This is a genomic window from Stenotrophomonas sp. 78350_Sma (genome assembly GCF_056482105.1).
In genome coordinates, this window is the sequence record NZ_CM151182.1 from 2,157,616 (window position 1) to 2,174,119 (window position 16,504).

Consider the following 16,504-nt stretch of genomic DNA (forward strand, 5'->3'; position numbering starts at 1 on the left):
GCAACAACGACCTTCCGCGCATCGAGGCGCGTACCGCATGCCGATCTCCGCAACGCCCCGTCCATCGGGTTCTTCGGGCAACGCACCCGCCGTCACCAACGGCAAGGCGCTGGCCGTGGTCACCACGATCTTCTTCATGTGGGGCTTCCTGACCTGCCTCAATGACATCCTGATCCCGCACCTGAAGGCAGTGTTCGAGCTGAACTACGCCAAGGCGATGCTGGTGCAGTTCACCTTCTTCGGCACCTATTTCCTGATGTCGCTGCCGGCCGGCCGCCTGGTGGCGGCGCTGGGCTACAAGAAGGGCATCGTGGCCGGCCTGGTGATCGCCGGTATCGGCGCACTGGGATTCTGGCCGGCGGCCGAGCTGCGCGTGTATGGCGCCTTCCTCGGCGCACTGTTCGTGCTGGCCACGGGCATCACTGTGCTGCAGGTCGCTGCCAATCCCTACGTCGCGCTGCTGGGGCCGGAGCAGACCAGCTCCAGCCGCCTGACCCTGGCGCAGGCGCTGAACTCGCTGGGCACGGCCATTGCGCCGATCTTCGGCGGCATGCTGATCCTGTCCAACACGGTCAAGAGCGCCGATGAACTGAGCGCGCTGCCGGCCGCCGAGCAGCTGGCCTACCGCGCCGCTGAGGCGCAGGCCGTGCAGGGTCCGTACGTGGGCCTGGCGGTGGCGCTGGTGTTGCTGGCGCTGTTCGTTTTCCTGTTCCGCCTGCCGGCGCTGAGTGACGCCACCGAGCAGGCTGACCAGGGCCATCACCACAGCTATCTGGATGCGCTGCGCAAGCGCCACCTGCTGCTGGGTGTGCTGGGCATCTTCTTCTACGTCGGCGCCGAAGTGTCGATCGGCAGCTTCCTGGTCAACTACCTGTCGATGCCGAGCATCGGCGGCTTCAGCGAACAGGAAGCCACGCACTACGTGTCGGCCTACTGGACGATGGCGATGATCGGCCGCTTCGCGGGCTCGGCGCTGCTGGCGCGCTTCTCGCCCAGCCGCCTGCTGGCGATCTTCGCGCTGGTCAACGTGGCCCTGCTGGCCACGACCATGCTGACCTCCGGCAGCATCGCGCTGTATTCGGTGGTGGCGATCGGCCTGTTCAACTCGATCATGTTCCCGACCATCTTCGCGCTGAGCATCGAGCGTCTGGGCCCGCTGACCAACAAGGGCTCCAGCCTGCTGATCATGGCCATCGTCGGTGGCGCCGTGGTGCCGTACCTGCAGGGCGTCCTCGCCGATCACATCGGTGTGCAGGCCAGCTTCATCCTGCCGTTGCTGTGCTACGGCTACATCATTTTCTACGGACTGGTCGGCGCACGTACGCCGGCTTCCGCAACGCAGGGAGGCTGAGTCCGGAATGGGTGCCATTGTCTGCTTCGGCGAAATTTTGATCGATCTACTAGCGCAGCCCCCGGCCTCGGCCGATACGCCGCGTGCGTTCCTGCAGTACGCCGGCGGTGCACCGGCCAACGTCGCGGTGGCCGCCGCACGGCTGGGTGCGAAGACCCAGTTCGTTGGCATGCTGGGCCGTGACATGTTCGGTGACTTCCTGGCCGACAGCCTGGTCGAGCATGATGTGGGCACCGATTACATCGTGCGTACCGATGCGGCGAAGACCGCGCTGGCCTTCGTCGCCCTCGACGCCAGTGGCGAGCGCAGCTTCAGTTTCTACCGCCCGCCGGCGGCCGACCTGCTGTTCCGTGACAGCGACTTCCAGGCCGCGTGCTTCGACAGCGCGCAGTGCTTCCACGTCTGTTCCAACAGCCTGACCGAACCGGCCATCGCCGAGGCGACCTTCGCCGGCATGGACCGTGCACGTGCGGCCGGCGCGGTGGTCAGCCTGGACCTCAACCTGCGTCCTGCCCTGTGGCCGGCCAACGAGGACCCGACCCCGCGCCTGTGGCAGGCGCTGGAACGCGCCGATCTGGTCAAGCTGTCGCGCGAGGAGCTGGACTACCTGGCCGCGCCGCTGGGCGCCGATGGCGAGGCGGCGGTGCTGCGACGCCTGCTGGCCGCGCAGGCGCGCTGGGTCATCGTCACCGATGGTGCAGCGACGCTGCATTGGTACACCCGCGACAACCACGGCACGGTCACCAGCTTCCGCGTGGCCACGGTCGACACCACGGCGGCCGGTGATGCCTTCGTCGGTGGCGTGCTGGTCGGCCTGCTGGAGCGCGGCGGGGCCGGTGCAGGTTTCGCCGCGTTCTGCCAGGACCCGGAGGCGATCACCGCCACGCTGCGTTTCGGCGCCGCCGTGGGTGCGCTGGCGGTTACCCGCAAGGGCGCGTTCGCCGCGATGCCCTCGCTCGATGAAGTGCAGCAGCTGCTGCAGGCACAGGACATTACTGCATGAGCACCTCGCCCGATTTCCGTTCGCCCGCGTTCCTGCGCGCGCATATCGCCGATACGATGGCGTTCTACCATCCGCGCTGCATCGATCCGAACGGCGGCTTCTTCCACTACTTCCGTGACGACGGCAGCATCTACGATGCCAGCCACCGCCACCTGGTGAGCAGCACCCGTTTCGTCTTCAACTACGCGATGGCCTACCGCGAGTTCGGCAATGCCGAATACCGGGAGGCGGTCGAGCACGGCGTGCGCTACCTGCGCGAGGTGCACCGCAACCCGGCCACCGGCGGCTACGCCTGGACCCTGCGCGACGGCAAGGTCGAGGATGACATGAACCACTGCTACGGCGTGGCCTTCGTGCTGCTGGCCTACAGCTGCGCGCTGAAGGCCGGTGTCGAGCAGGCCCGCGGCTGGATGGACGAGACCTGGCAGCTGCTGGAAGCACGCTTCTGGGAGCCGCAGCACGGCCTGTACAAGGACGAGGCCGATGGCCAGTGGAACTTCACCGGCTATCGCGGCCAGAACGCCAACATGCACATGTGCGAGGCGATGCTGGCGGCGTTCGAGGCCAGTGGCGAGCAGCGGTATGTCGAGCGCGCGCTGCAGCTGGCCGACAACATGACCCGCCGCCAGGCCGCCAAGGCCGGAGGTCTGGTCTGGGAGCACTATGACGTGAACTGGGAGATTGACTGGGATTACAACCTGGACGACCCCAAGCACCTGTTCCGCCCGTGGGGCTTCCAGCCCGGCCATCAGACCGAGTGGGCCAAGCTGCTGCTGATCCTCGATCGCCATGTGCAGGCCGATTGGCTGGTGCCGACCGCGCAGCACCTGTTCGATGTGGCAGTGGCGCGCAGCTGGGACGAGGCGCGCGGTGGCCTGTACTACGGTTTCGCACCGGAAACGCGCCGTCAGCCGGGCATGGACGGTGCCCCGATCGGCGGCGACAGTTTCGTCTGCGACGACGACAAGTACTTCTGGGTGCAGGCCGAAACGCTGGCCACCGCCGCGCTGATGGCCAAGCGCACCGGCGACGACCGCTACTGGCAGTGGTACGAGCGCATCTGGGCGTACTCGTGGGAACACTTCGTCGACCACCAGTACGGCGCCTGGTTCCGCATCCTCGATGCCGACAACCGCAAGTACAGCGATGAGAAGAGCCCGGCTGGCAAGGTGGATTACCACACCATGGGCGCGTGCTACGAAGTGTTGAACGTCGTGCGTTGAGGTGGGTACGCCGGGCATGGCCCGGTGCTGCCGTGAATCGGATTTGCAGGTAGCGCCGGGCCATGCCCGGCGGAAAAACAGGAGCATCCCGTGCATCGCCTTCCCCTCGTTGTCCGCCTGCTCCTGCTGTTGATCGCGGCCTCCGCTTTCCCGGCACTGGCCGCCCCGCTGCAGGCGCAGTGGGAATTCCGCATGCTGCCCGGTGACGCGCAGGGCGCGGCCCACCCCGGTCTACAGCAGTGGCGTGCGGCCCGGGTGCCTGGCAGCGTGCACACCGATCTGCTGGCGCATGCACTGATCCGCGACCCGTATGTCGGTGCGCCCGAGGCCGAGCTGCAATGGATCGGCCTGGCGGACTGGGAATATCGCGCCCGCTTCGATGTGGATGCCGCGACGCTGGCCAAGGCCAACGCCGAACTTCGCTTTGACGGGCTGGATACCTATGCCGAGGTCGTCCTCAACGGCAAGCCGCTGCTGCGCGCGGACAACGCGCACCGTACCTGGCGTGCCCGGGTGGAAGGGCGTCTGCGCGCCAAGGACAATGAACTGCAGATCGTGTTCCGTTCGCCGATCCGCACGCTGTTGCCGGGCGTGCAGGCGATGCCGCACAGGATCGCCGGCAACTATCCTTCGCCCTATGGCGACGAGCCGAAGGACGCGATGGTCGGCAACTTCGCGCGCAAGCCGGCCTACCACTTCGGTTGGGACTGGGGCCCGCGCTATGTCACTGCCGGTGTCTGGCGCGGTGTCGACCTGCAGGCCTGGGATACGCATCGATTGACTGATCTGGCGGTGCGCACCGATGCACTGGATGCGGAACAGGCGAAGCTGGCGGTGCTGCTGCAGGTGGAGCAGGGCGCAGCGGCGGGCTCGGCGGTGGTGAACGTGGATGTGCAGGATCCGCAGGGCCGAAGCGTGGCCCAGGTGCAGCGCACGGTGCTGCTGAAGCCCGGTCAGAACAGCATCGAGGTTCCGGTTGAACTGGCCGATCCGCGGCGCTGGTGGCCGGTGGGCCATGGCGCGCAGGACCGCTACACCGTGCAGGCCCGCCTGGACGACGGTGGCAGGCCGGAGCTGGCGCGCGAGCAGCGCATCGGACTGCGCACGGTCGAGCTGCGCCGCGAGAAAGACGACAAGGGCGGCCAGGGCTTCGCATTCGTCATCAATGGCGTGCCGATCTTCGCCAAGGGTGCGAACGTGATTCCGTTCGATGCCTTCCCCGCGCGCGTCGATGCCGCGCGCCTGCGCCAGGTGTTGGTCGCAGCGCGCGACGCCAACATGAACATGCTGCGCAACTGGGGCGGTGGCTATTACGAGGACGACGTGTTCTTCGATATCGCCGATGAGCTGGGGCTGCTGGTCTGGCAGGACTTCATGTTCGGCGGTGGCATGCAGCCCGGTTACGATCCGGCCTTCCGCGCCAGCGTGGTGGCCGAGGCGCGCGACAACGTCCGGCGCCTGCGCCATCACCCCAGCATCGTGCTGTGGTGTGGCAACAACGAAGAGGAGACCGCCTGGAAGGACTGGGGCCACGGCCGCGACCTGAAGGCGGCCGACCCGGCGTTTGCAGCGAAGGTGTGGCAGGGCTATGTCGATCTGTTCGGCAACGACCTGCGCCAGGTGGTGGGCGAGGAGGGGTTGGGCGTGCCGTACTGGTCCAGCTCGCCCAGCAACGACCTGGATGAAAAGGCCAACGATTCCACCCGCGGCGACAAGCACTACTGGCAGGTCTGGGGCAATCCGGCACTGCCAGTCCAGGCCTACCTGCGTGAGACCCCGCGCTTCATGTCCGAGTACGGACTGCAGGCGTGGCCGTCGGTGGCGACGGTGGACCAGATCGCCACCCGCGCCGAGCAGCGCATCGACAGCCCGGTGGTCCGCGCGCACCAGAAATTCATGGCCGGCGAGGGCAACAGCCGCCTGCTGCACTACATCGAGCTGGGCTATGGCACACCGAAGGACTTCGAGGACTTCGTCTACCTCAGCCAGGTGATGCAGGCCGATGGCATCGCCCTGGCGGCGCTGCATCACCGTGCCTCGCGGCCGTACACGATGGGATCGCTGTACTGGCAGCTCAACGATGTGTGGCCGGGCGCCTCGTGGTCCAGCGTGGACTACTTCGGCCGCTGGAAGGCGCTGCATTTCGCCGCGCGGCGTTTCTTCGCGCCGGTGACGGTGGCTGCACTGCGCGACGAGGGCAGCACGTGGGTGCGCCTGATCAATGATGGTGCCGCGCAGGAGGCACGTTGGCGGCTGTGGGTGATGGATGTGGATGGCAAGGTGCTGCGGCAGCGTGAAGAAGCGGTGGCGCTGGCGGCGGAGGGTGTGACCTCGATCGGTGACTTCCGCGACGCGGAGCTGCTGGCCGGTGCCGATCCGAAGCGGACGGTGGCGGTGTTCGAACTGCTGCAGGAAGGCGGGGTGAGCGCGCGGCAGGTGGTCGGTTTCGTCGAAGCCCGGGACCAGGTGCTGCCACGGCAGAAACTGAAGGCGACTCTCGCCATCGACGGCGATCACTATCGCCTGCGGCTGCAGAGCGCGGCCTATGTGCGTGCGGCGTGGATCGACTTCGGCGCGCTGGACGTGCAGGTGGAAGACAATCTGCTGGACCTGTTGCCGGGCGAAACCCGCGATATCGCGGTGCGCGGCCCGGTGGATCTGACGACGCTGCGCGAAGCGTTGAAGGTAAAAACCCTCAACGATCGTTGAGCAAAAAAGGGGACGGAGGGGATTAAGTCGTTTGTGGCCCATGTGTGCCACAAACGACTTAATCCCCTCCGTCCCCTTTTTCTTGCTTACAGCTGGATCTGCTGGAAGTTCTCGACCCGCTCATGGCCGTTGGCGGCCTGGCCGGTGCGCGGCAGCGGGTAATCATCCAGGCGGTCGATCAAGCGGGTCTGCAGGCCGGCTTCGCGGGCGGCGTCCAGTTCTTCGACCACATCCGACAGGAACAGAATCTCCCCGGCCGGTACGCCGATCGCCTGCACGATGCGCCGGTAGCTGTCGGCCTCACGCTTGCCGCCCACTTCGGTATCGAACCAGCCCGACACCAGCGGGCTGAGGTCACCGGCATCGCTGAAGCCGAAGAACAGCTTCTGCGCCGGCACCGAGCCGGAGGAGTACACGTACAGCGGCAGGCCCGAAGCGTTCCAGCCCTTCAGCATCGGTGCCACTTCCGGGTAGAAGTGCGCGGTGTAATCGCCTCGGCGGTAGCCTTCGTCCCAGATCAGGCCCTGCAGTGCCTTCAGCGCGGTGTGCTTGCGGTCCTGGTCGATCCAGCCCTGCAGCGTCTCGGCCACCAGGCTGTCCTGGCAGGCGCCGCCGATCTCGGTGGCCACTGCATCCAGCCAGCGACGCACCTCCGGCTGCTGGCCGTGTTCGGCGACGAACGCGGGCAAGGCCTTGCGCGCATAGGGGAACAGCACGTTCTTGACGAACGAGATGCTGCTGGTGGTGCCTTCGATATCGGTCAGGATGACGCGGGGTTGCATGGATCAGGACGCCTGGGTGGGTACGTAACGGGGGAACTTCTGCGCGATGTCGGTGCCGGTGAAGTGACCGACCCAGCCATCCGGCTCGGTGAAGAAGCGGATCGCCACGAAGCTCGGCTCGTCGCCCATGTCGAACCAGTGGGTGGTGCCATCGGGTACGGCGATCAGGTCGTCCTTCACGCACTCGATCTCGTAGACCTTGTCTTCCACGTGCAGGGTGAACAGGCCGGAGCCGGCGACGAAGAAGCGCACTTCGTCTTCCTTGTGGAAGTGTTCGTCGAGGAACTTCTTGCGCAGCTCGGCGCGGTTCGGGTTGTCCGGCGCGATCGAGGCCACGTCCACGCTCTTGAAGCCGTTCTCGGCAACCAGGCGATCGATGTCGGCGCGGTAGGCGGCGAACACTTCCTCCTGGCTGGCGCCGGGTGCGACCGGTGCAGTGGCCTGCCAGCGTTCGAAGGTGACGCCGATCTTCTGCAGTTCGGCGGCAATGAGCGCGCCGTCCTGGGTGTCCAGCAGCGGCGATTCGGGGCGGGTGTCGTCGTAGATGCGCAGTCGGCTCATGGCGGCAGCTTGAACGTCTCGGGGGGAAGACAGGGTAGCAGGGCGGGGGCGGGGCGCAGATTCCGGATCGGCATCTGCACCTGCGCGCGGGTTCAGCCACGCAGCTTGCGCAGTTCCAGCTCGCAGTGGAACAGGAATTCGAAGGCTTCCAGGTGGCGGCGCGCCTCGGCCATGTCACGGCCCCAGGCGTACAGGCCGTGGCCATCAATCAGGTAGCCCCACAGGTTCTGCCGGTCGAGCAGATCGTCGACCTGGGCCGAGAGCACGTCCATGTCCTGGGTGTTGGCGAACACGGGCACATCCACCGCCATCTCATGGGTGCTGTTGCCAGCGAAGGCCTTCAGCAGCTCATAGCCTTCCAGGTGCACATGGCCCTGCGGCGCGTACAGGCGCGAGGCGATGGTCTGTACCGGCGAATGGGTGTGCAGCACGCAGCCGATCTCCGGGAAGCGGCGGTACAGCTGGGTGTGCAGGAGGGTTTCGGCGGAGGGGCGCAGCGGGCGGCCAACGGCCTTGCCATCGAAGTCCACCACCATGATGTCGTCCTCGATCAGGCGGCCCTTGTCCTTGCCCGAGACGGTGATCGCGGCGTGGCGGTCGTCCAGGCGGTGGGAGAAGTTGCTGCTGGTGGCCGGGGTCCAGCCGGCGTGGGCCAGTTCGCGGACGTTGTCGATCAGCAGCTGGGCCAGTTCGCCCAGGCGGGCGGTGTCGTAGGGGAAGGTGGGGGTGTCCATGGCCGCCATTTTACGTGATCCGGCCCATGGCTGGGCCTGTGGCGTGGCGCTGGGCTGTTGCACCGAACATGAGTCGCGGTTGTGCCCGCAGCCAGTGGAGTGGGTTTGGATCGAGTCAGACATAGCGCAAGCTGAATGGGGGAAGCTGCGCTCGCGCTGGAAGCGGTTCCGGTCGTGGACAGCCCTCGTGCTGCGAAACACCATCGAAGTGCCGCAGGAGTTCCGGCGAGCGCCAGGGAAAGGAGTACTTCGATGATCACGCGCGCGATGGGGATGATGGGGGTGATCGGCATCATGCTGGCCAGCAGTGGCTGCACGATGGAATGGGTGAAGATGGATGCAGGTGCGCGTTCATTCGGCCCCGCTCACGCGAGTTGCAGGGCACGGGCAGACGATCACTGGCCGGTCAGGAATGAAGTGGCCACGCGCACCGTCTACGAGGACCGCAAGGTGCCCTGCAGGCTTGATGAAGTCTGCGCCATTGACGGCAAGTACAACATGGTACCCATGCCGAAAGAGGAGAGTTACATCGTGGACGTCAATGCGTCCGACCGCAGCAGCGAGTTCAATGCCTGCATGGCCGGTGCCGGCTGGCAGCAGCAGCTCATCTGGTTCAATCGCCGCTAGCCGAGGCCGGCGCAACGGACTACGGCTGCTCGACCGATTACTGCTCAGCGGCGGCGAGGGAACAGTGGTCAGCGGAGAATGACGTGGCCCTGCGAACCGATCAGGTGTAGAGGCTGGAGACGTGCAGGGAGCAGGACAAGAACACGCACGACGTGAATGGAAAGCACAGTCGCGCCCAGCGGCCGGAAATCGAGGGCGGTGTCCTGGACATGAACCAGAGCCACCGCCACCGCCGTGGCGCGCACACCGGTCCGCTGGATGAGTCGCGGTGGCGCTGCAGGGCAGAGGCCAACGAGAAGTGGCCGGAGAAGATGGACGTTGTCGAGCGCACCGAGGAGATCGAGGTGCTGACGGTCTGCAAGGAAGGCGAGACATGCGACGTGGATGGCAAATACAAGAAGATGCTGATGCCAAAGACCGAGCGCTACACCGTGGACGTCAACGCCAACGGTAACCATGAGTACTTCATGGGGTGCATGGGCGGCGCCGGTTGGATACAGAAGACCATCTGGTTTGGCCGCAGATGATCATCGTCGGGCGCCTTGGTCGCTGGGAATGACCATCATCCACGCATGGCGTGGATCTACCGGACGTGCCGGGAACGTGTCAGGAGTGGGGAGGCATGGGTTCGCGGGGGTGTCCGCGGCATGGGCCCGAGGCATGCCTCGGGCGGGTTGGGCAGGAGGCCCAACCCCGGTCTTGCCGTGTGCGCAGGACAGCGCACGCGAGCAAGCCGCGGCCAAGCCTCCAGGGATGGATTCACGGCGTCCCCCCGCTAACCCATGCCTCCCCGCCAAATCCTCAACCCAGCTGTTGCTCTGGAAGTTGCTCCGGCTCCGGCGGGTGCAGGGCCGCAGGCCCTGCAATGCAGAACCCCTTACTTCCCCCGCAGGCGGCTGTGCCTGAAGCCGTAGCAGAAATAGATCACGAAGCCGACGAAGGTCCACACGCCCATCAGCATCCAGTTGTGCATCGTCATCGCCGACAGCAGCGCCAGGCAGCTCAACACGCCCAGGCTGCAGATCAGCCACGCCATCGGCATGCGGAACGGCCGCGGCAGGTCCGGCTGGGTACGGCGCAGGATCAGCACGCCGGCACACACGGCGGCGAACGCGATCAGCGTGCCCATCGAGGTCAGCTCGCCGAGGATGTCCAGCGGGAACAGTGCCGCCAGCAGCGCGATGCCGATGCCGGTGATCACCGTGTTGATGTGCGGGGTGCGGTACTTCGGATGGATCTTGGTGAACACAGGCGGCAGCAGGCCGTCGCGGCCCATGATCATGAAGATGCGCGGCTGGCCGATGATCATCACCAGCACCACCGAGGACAGGCCGACCAGCGCGCCGACCTCGACCACCCAGCGCAGCCAGCCCAGCTGCGGATGCGCGGCCACGGCAGTCACCACCGGCTCATCGGTGCCCAGCAGCTGGAACGGCACCAGCCCGGTCATCACTGCCGCCATCGCGATGTACAGCACGGTGCAGATCACCAGCGACAGCATCATGCCGAACGGCATGTCGCGCTGCGGGTTCTTCGATTCCTGCGCCGCCACCGATACCGCCTCGAAACCGATGTAGGCGAAGAACACCATCGCCGCGCCGCGCAGCACGCCCTCCATGCCGTACTTGCCGGGGCCTTCGTTGGCCGGGATGAACGGGGTCCAGTTGCTGGTGTCCACGTACTTCCAGCCGACCACGATGACCAGCACGATCAGGCCGGTCTTGAGCACGACCATCGCCATGTTCATCGCCGAGGACTTGCTGATGCCGACGTAGCACAGCCAGGTCAGCAGCAGCACCAGGGCCGCGGCGGGCAGGTTGGCGATCGCGCCGGTGGGGCGCAGCTGTGCATCCAGCGGGGCACTGACCAGTGCTGCCGGTAGATGGATGTCGAACTGGCTGAGCAGGCTGAGGAAGTAGCCGGTCCAGCTGACTGCGACCGCCGAGGCGGAGACGCCGTATTCGAGCACCAGCATCCAGCCGATGAACCAGGCCGACAGTTCGCCGAAGGTGGCGTAGGTGTAGGTGTAGGCGCTGCCGGAGACCGGCACCATCGACGCGAACTCGGCGTAGGCCAGCGCGCAGAAGGCGCAGCAGATGGCGGCCAGCACGAAGGACAGCATGATCGCCGGGCCGGCGTGGTTGGCGGCGGCCTGGCCGGTGATGACGAAGATGCCGCCGCCGATCACGGCGCCGATACCGAGGGCGGTGAGCCCCCATGGGCCGAGGTGGCGGCGCAGGCTCAGGCCGTTGGCGTCTTCATGGGCGGCATGCGGGTGCTTGGTGGCCCACAGTTGCTTGAACATGTGTGGTGGTCTTGTCGAAGCGCGCCGTCAGGGGCGCGCAGGGAAAACGGACGGGCCGGCACGAGGCCGGCCCGTAGGCGGATCAGGGCGACTTGGCCAGCTTGCTGTTGCGGATGCCGTAGCCCAGGTAGATCAGCAGGCCGAGCAGCGTCCAGCCGACGAACAGGTGCCAGTGCACCACGAACGCCTGCCAGAACAGGAACAGGCAGGTGGCTGCACCGAGCGGGCAGATGATCCACACCGCCGGCACGCGGAACGGGCGGTGGATGTCCGGCTTGGTATAGCGCAGCACCAGCACGCCGATGCAGACCGTGGCGAAGGCCAGCAGGGTGCCCATCGAGACCAGTTCGCCCAGCACGTTCAGCGGCACCAGGCCGGCCAGTGCGGCAGCGATCACGCCGACCACGATGGTGGCGACGTACGGGGTGCGGAAGCGGGCGTGGACCTTGCCGAAGAACTTCGGCAGCAGGCCGTCGCGGGAGATGGTGTAGGCGATGCGGGTCTGGCCCATCATCATCACCAGCACCACCGAGGACAGGCCGGCGATGGCGCCGATCTCGACCAGGGTCTTCAGCCAGGACAGGGTCGGGTAGGGTTCCAGCGCGGTGGCCACCGGCTTGTCGGTGCCCAGCAGGTGGTACGGCATCATGCCGGTCAGCACCGCGCAGACGATGATGTAGACGATGGTGCACACGGCCAGCGAGCCAAGCAGGCCGATCGGCATGTTGCGCTGCGGGTCCTTGGTTTCGCCGGCGGCGGTGGAGACCGCATCGAAGCCGATGTAGGCGAAGAACACGATGGTGGCCGCGCGGAACACGCCGCTCCAGCCGAACTCACCCGGCACGCCGGTGTTTTCCGGGATGAACGGCTGCCAGTTGGCCGGGTCGATGTGGGCCGCGCCGATGCCGATGAACAGGCAGATGACGGTGACCTTGATCGCCACGATGATCGCGTTGACGAAGGCCGACTGGGTCACGCCCACGTACAGCAGGCCGGACACCGCCGCCACGATCAGCACCGCCGGCAGGTTGAACAGCTTGCCCGAGGCGACGAACTCGCTGCCGGTCCAGGCGATCGGGGCCGCGCTCAAGGCATCCGGGAACGGCATGTGCAGGGTGGTGGTGATGAAGCTGATCAGGTACGCCGACCAGCCCACCGCGACCGAGGCCGAGGCGAACAGGTACTCCAGCACCAGGCACCAGCCGATGAACCAGGCCATGCCCTCGCCGAGGGTGGCGTAGGAATAGGAGTAGGCACTGCCGGAGACCGGCATCATCGCCGCGAACTCGGCGTAGCACAGGCCCGCCAGGGCGCAGGCGAAACCGGCGATGACGAACGACAGCATCACTGCCGGGCCGGCGTGGTTGGCTGCGGCCTGGCCGGTCAGCACGAAGATACCAGCGCCGATCACCGCACCCACGCCAAGCAGGATGAGGTGTTTAGCCGTGAGGGTCCGTTTCAACGTGGCTTCGCCGTCCAGGCTGCCTTCGATGGGTTCGCCGGCATCGACGTGCCCGGCCGGTTCAACCGGCTTGACCCTCAACAGAGCTTTCAGCATGCAGTACTTCCTAGTGATCGGATTGGGTGGGCCGCCGATACGTTGCCGGCAACCCTGGAATGGTGAAGGCCGCGCGAACGGCCCGCTGTACCTTAGCCAAAGCTGAAGCCAACGCACAAGCGCAATCGCAACAATGAACGGCGATAATGAGCAGTATTTTTCCAGACGCCGCCCATTCATGAGCCAGACCGCCGAAACCCTTGCCGTGCTTGACGATCGCCTGCGTGGCCTGCTGCGGGACTATGCCCGCCGTGAGCCCGCCCACGACGCACTGGCTGCCGAATTCGGCACATTGCTGGACGATCCGGAAGATCCGTTCCGGCGTGAACGGCTGGCCGGGCACTTCACCGCCAGCTGCTGGCTGGTCAGCGCCGACGGCCAGCGCCTGCTGCTGACCCACCACCGCAAGCTGCAGCGCTGGCTGCAGCTGGGCGGCCACGCCGACGGCGACCGCGACCTGGCCCGGGTGGCGCTGAAGGAAGCCGAGGAGGAGTCCGGCCTGAGCGGCCTGGTGCTGGAAGACCCGGCCATCTTCGATCTGGACAAGCATTGGATTCCGGAGCGCAGGGACGTGCCGGGGCACTGGCACTACGACGTGCGTTTCGTGATCCGGGCGCTGGGTGGCGAGGCCTTCGTGCTCAGCGAGGAGTCACTTGACCTGGCCTGGCGGCCGGTGGCCGAGGTTGCCGCAGACCCGGAATCGGACGAGTCCATGCAGCGCATGGCGCGCCGCTGGCTGGCACGTTGAAAAAAGGGGACGGAGGGGATTAACTCGTTAATGCATAAACGACTTAATCCCCTCCGTCCCCTTTTTCAGCTAGTACAGAATGCGCGTACGCAGCGTGCCCGGAATCGCGGCCAGCTCGTCGCGCACGGCGGCGGCCTGTTCCTCGCTGGCGGTGATGTCGATCACCACGTAGCCCACCTTCGGGTCGGTGCGCAGGAACTGGCCGTCGATGTTGACGTTGTGGCGCGAGAAGATCTCGTTGACCTTGGACAGCACGCCCGGCACGTTCTGGTGGATGTGGAGCAGGCGCAGGCTGTCGGCGTGCTCGGGCAGCGTCACCTCGGGGAAGTTGACCGCCGACAGGGTGCTGCCGTTGTCGCTGTAGCGCACCAGCTTGGCCGCCACTTCCACACCGATGTTGTCCTGCGCCTCCAGCGTGCTGCCGCCCACGTGGGGGGTCAGGATCACGTTGTCGTGGCGGGTCAGCGGCGATTCGAAGATATCGCCGTTGCCCTTCGGCTCGACCGGGAACACGTCCAGCGCGGCGCCGCCGACGTGGCCGCTGGCCAGGGCCGCGTCCAGCGCATCGATGTCGACCACGGTGCCGCGCGCGGCGTTGATCAGGTGCGCGCCCTTGCGCATCTTCGCCAGCTCGGTGCTGCCGATCATCCATTGCGTGGACGGGGTTTCAGGCACGTGCAGGGTGACGATGTCGGCGCGTGCCAGCAGGTCGTCCAGACTGGCTGCTGCACGGGCATTGCCCAGCGCCAGCTTGGTTTCCACGTCGTGGAAGATCACCTGCATGCCCAGCGATTCGGCCAGCACGCCGACCTGTGTACCGATGTGGCCGTAACCGATGATGCCCAGGGTCTTGCCGCGCACCTCATGGCTGCCGCTGGCCGACTTCGACCAGCCGCCGCGATGGCACTCGGCGTTCTTCTGGGGGATGCCGCGGGTCAGCATGATCGCTTCGGCGATCACCAGCTCGGCCACGCTGCGGGTGTTGGAATAGGGTGCGTTGAACACCGGGATGCCGGCCAGTTCGGCCGCATCCAGATCGACCTGGTTGGTGCCGATGCAGAAACAGCCCACCGCGATCAGGCGCTTGGCCTCGGCCAGCACCTCAGCGCTGAGCTGGGTGCGTGAACGGATGCCGACGATGTGCGCCTCGGCGATGCGCGCCTTCAGTTCGTCCTCGGGCAGCGCCTTGGTGTGCGCTTCGATCTGGCTGTAGCCGGCGGCGCTGAACACCTCCACGGCGGTCTGGCTGACCCCCTCCAGCAACAGCACGCGGATATCCTGCTTCGGGAACGAGGTCTTCTTCGGCGACATGGGGCAACACGGCCAGTGGGACAGGGGCCAACCACTATGCCAGATCGTGCCGCCAATGGTGCAGTGCGCAATTGGTTGCATCCGTAGCTATCTGCACGACTGCGGGGCTGGACGCTGGCGCGTGCCGCTGGCACGCTTGCCCGTTCTTCACGCCCCGCGCTGGACCGCCATGACCGATTCCCGCATTGCCTCGCTGCAGCTGGCCTGTCCCGGCCTGAAGCTGAAGACCGATCCGGCCGACCTGGAGCACTACGGGCGCGACTGGACCCGGCGCTGGACGCCGGCGCCGCTGGCGATCGCACTGCCGGCCACGGTCGAGGAAGTGCAGGCGGTGATGCGCTGGAGCGCAGGCGAGGGCGTGGCCGTGGTGCCGTCCGGCGGTCGCACCGGCCTGTCCGGTGGCGCGGTGGCCGCCAACGGCGAACTGGTACTCAGCCTGGAGCGGATGAACAAGGCACTGGCCTACGATGCGGTCGATCGCACGCTGGTGGTGCAGGCCGGCATGCCGCTGGAAGCCGTCCACAATGCCGCACTGGACCACGGCCTGATCTACCCGGTGGATTTCGCCGCGCGTGGTTCCTGCACGATCGGCGGCAACATCGCCACCAATGCGGGTGGCATCCGCGTGATCCGCTACGGCAACACCCGCGAGTGGATCGCAGGGCTGAAGGTGGTCACCGCCAGTGGCGAACTGCTCGAGCTCAACAAGGGTCTGATCAAGAACTCCAGCGGCTACGACTTCCGCCAGCTGCTGATCGCTTCGGAAGGCACCCTCGGCGTTATCGTCGAGGCGACGGTGAAGCTGACCGACCCGCCGCCTGCAAGCAACGTGATGCTGCTGGCGCTGCCCAGCTTCGAGGTGCTGATGCAGGTATTCGCCGCGTTCCGCGCGCGCCTGCAGCTGCAGGCCTTCGAGTTCTTCACCGACCGGGCACTGGAGCATGTGCTGGCGCACGGCGCGCAGGCGCCGTTCGATGAGGTGCACCCGTACTACGTGGTGACCGAATTCGCGGCCAATGACGAGGCGCAGGAAGCGGCGGCGATGGCCGCCTTCGAGGACTGCATGGGCAACGGCTGGGTCAGCGACGGCGTGATCAGTGCCAGCGACGCCCAGGCCGCCCAGCTGTGGCGCCTGCGCGAAGGCATCACCGAATCGTTGGCGCGCTACAAGCCCTACAAGAACGACGTGTCGGTGCGGATCTCGGCGATGCCGGCGTTCCTGGCCGAGACCCAGGCGCTGATCGGGCAGGCCTACCCGCACTTCGACGTGGTCTGGTTCGGCCATATCGGCGACGGCAACCTGCACATCAACGTGCTCAAGCCCGACGACACCGGCGACGCCGAATTCGTGGCGCAGTGCGAACATGTGACCAAGCTGCTGGCGCAGGTGCTGGCCCGCTTCGACGGCAGCATTTCGGCCGAGCACGGCATCGGCCTGGTCAAGAAGGGCTACCTGGACAGCACCCGTGGCCCGGCCGAGATCGCCCTGATGAAGGCGGTCAAACGCGCGTTCGATCCCCAAGCGCGGCTGAATCCCGGCAAGCTCTTCGACCTCTGAGTCGGCAAAATCCTTCACGTACCCGTTACGCTCC

14 protein-coding genes are annotated in these 16,504 nt (G+C 66.4%); 8 read left to right on the top strand and 6 right to left on the bottom strand.

The features are described from left to right. Positions 1–37: 37 nt before the first annotated feature. From fucP to ACZK4H_RS10105, 4 genes are all read left to right on the top strand, one after another. Positions 38–1,351, top strand: a complete 1,314-nt coding sequence (gene fucP, locus ACZK4H_RS10090; protein ID WP_099555230.1) for an L-fucose:H+ symporter permease — start codon at positions 38–40, stop codon at positions 1,349–1,351. Between the two features lie 7 nt (positions 1,352–1,358). Beyond that, complete coding sequence (locus ACZK4H_RS10095) at positions 1,359–2,354, top strand: carbohydrate kinase family protein (RefSeq protein WP_099555232.1); 996 nt, start codon at positions 1,359–1,361, stop codon at positions 2,352–2,354. Beyond that, positions 2,351–3,577, top strand: coding sequence for an AGE family epimerase/isomerase (locus ACZK4H_RS10100; protein WP_099555234.1), 1,227 nt, complete (start codon positions 2,351–2,353; stop codon positions 3,575–3,577). The genes ACZK4H_RS10095 and ACZK4H_RS10100 overlap by 4 nt, the downstream gene beginning before the upstream one ends. Before the next feature lie 90 nt (positions 3,578–3,667). After that, entirely contained in the window at positions 3,668–6,286 is a 2,619-nt protein-coding gene (locus ACZK4H_RS10105; protein WP_099555236.1) for a beta-mannosidase, read from the top strand. An 86-nt stretch (positions 6,287–6,372) separates the two neighbouring features. Here ACZK4H_RS10105 and mtnC read toward each other — a convergent pair whose 3' ends face one another. The 3 genes from mtnC to ACZK4H_RS10120 form a co-directional block, all read right to left on the bottom strand. Further along, entirely contained in the window at positions 6,373–7,068 is a 696-nt protein-coding gene (mtnC, locus tag ACZK4H_RS10110) for an acireductone synthase (protein ID WP_099555238.1), read from the bottom strand. Between the two features lie 3 nt (positions 7,069–7,071). Further along, positions 7,072–7,629: a 1,2-dihydroxy-3-keto-5-methylthiopentene dioxygenase gene (locus ACZK4H_RS10115; RefSeq protein ID WP_049434983.1), complete on the bottom strand. Its 558-nt coding sequence runs from the start codon at positions 7,627–7,629 to the stop codon at positions 7,072–7,074. 92 nt (positions 7,630–7,721) lie between these two features. Beyond that, complete coding sequence (locus ACZK4H_RS10120; RefSeq protein ID WP_099551687.1) at positions 7,722–8,363, bottom strand: methylthioribulose 1-phosphate dehydratase; 642 nt, start codon at positions 8,361–8,363, stop codon at positions 7,722–7,724. Positions 8,364–8,615: 252 nt separating this feature from the next. Between ACZK4H_RS10120 and ACZK4H_RS10125 the strand changes: the two genes are divergently transcribed. Continuing rightward, positions 8,616–8,990, top strand: a complete 375-nt coding sequence (locus ACZK4H_RS10125) for a hypothetical protein (protein WP_099551650.1) — start codon at positions 8,616–8,618, stop codon at positions 8,988–8,990. A 209-nt stretch (positions 8,991–9,199) separates the two neighbouring features. Beyond that, positions 9,200–9,517, top strand: a complete 318-nt coding sequence (locus ACZK4H_RS10130) for a hypothetical protein (protein WP_199157860.1) — start codon at positions 9,200–9,202, stop codon at positions 9,515–9,517. Between the two features lie 350 nt (positions 9,518–9,867). Here the strand turns inward: ACZK4H_RS10130 and ACZK4H_RS10135 are convergent, their stop codons facing one another. Then, positions 9,868–11,295 (bottom strand): amino acid permease, encoded by a 1,428-nt coding sequence (locus tag ACZK4H_RS10135; RefSeq protein ID WP_032128776.1) that lies wholly within the window; start codon positions 11,293–11,295, stop codon positions 9,868–9,870. 82 nt (positions 11,296–11,377) lie between these two features. Next, complete coding sequence (locus ACZK4H_RS10140) at positions 11,378–12,853, bottom strand: amino acid permease (RefSeq protein ID WP_099551651.1); 1,476 nt, start codon at positions 12,851–12,853, stop codon at positions 11,378–11,380. A 133-nt stretch (positions 12,854–12,986) separates the two neighbouring features. On the opposite strand from ACZK4H_RS10140, the gene ACZK4H_RS10145 reads away from it, so the two are divergent. Continuing rightward, on the top strand, positions 12,987–13,601 hold the full coding sequence (locus ACZK4H_RS10145) for an NUDIX hydrolase (protein ID WP_099551652.1): 615 nt from the start codon (positions 12,987–12,989) through the stop codon (positions 13,599–13,601). Positions 13,602–13,670: 69 nt separating this feature from the next. Here the strand turns inward: ACZK4H_RS10145 and serA are convergent, their stop codons facing one another. Then, positions 13,671–14,912 carry a phosphoglycerate dehydrogenase gene (gene serA / locus ACZK4H_RS10150; protein WP_014037034.1) on the bottom strand — a complete coding sequence of 414 codons (1,242 nt, stop codon included), beginning with the start codon at positions 14,910–14,912 and terminating at the stop codon, positions 13,671–13,673. Positions 14,913–15,081: 169 nt separating this feature from the next. On the opposite strand from serA, the gene ACZK4H_RS10155 reads away from it, so the two are divergent. After that, complete coding sequence (locus ACZK4H_RS10155) at positions 15,082–16,470, top strand: FAD-binding oxidoreductase (protein ID WP_099551653.1); 1,389 nt, start codon at positions 15,082–15,084, stop codon at positions 16,468–16,470. Positions 16,471–16,504: the final 34 nt, after the last annotated feature.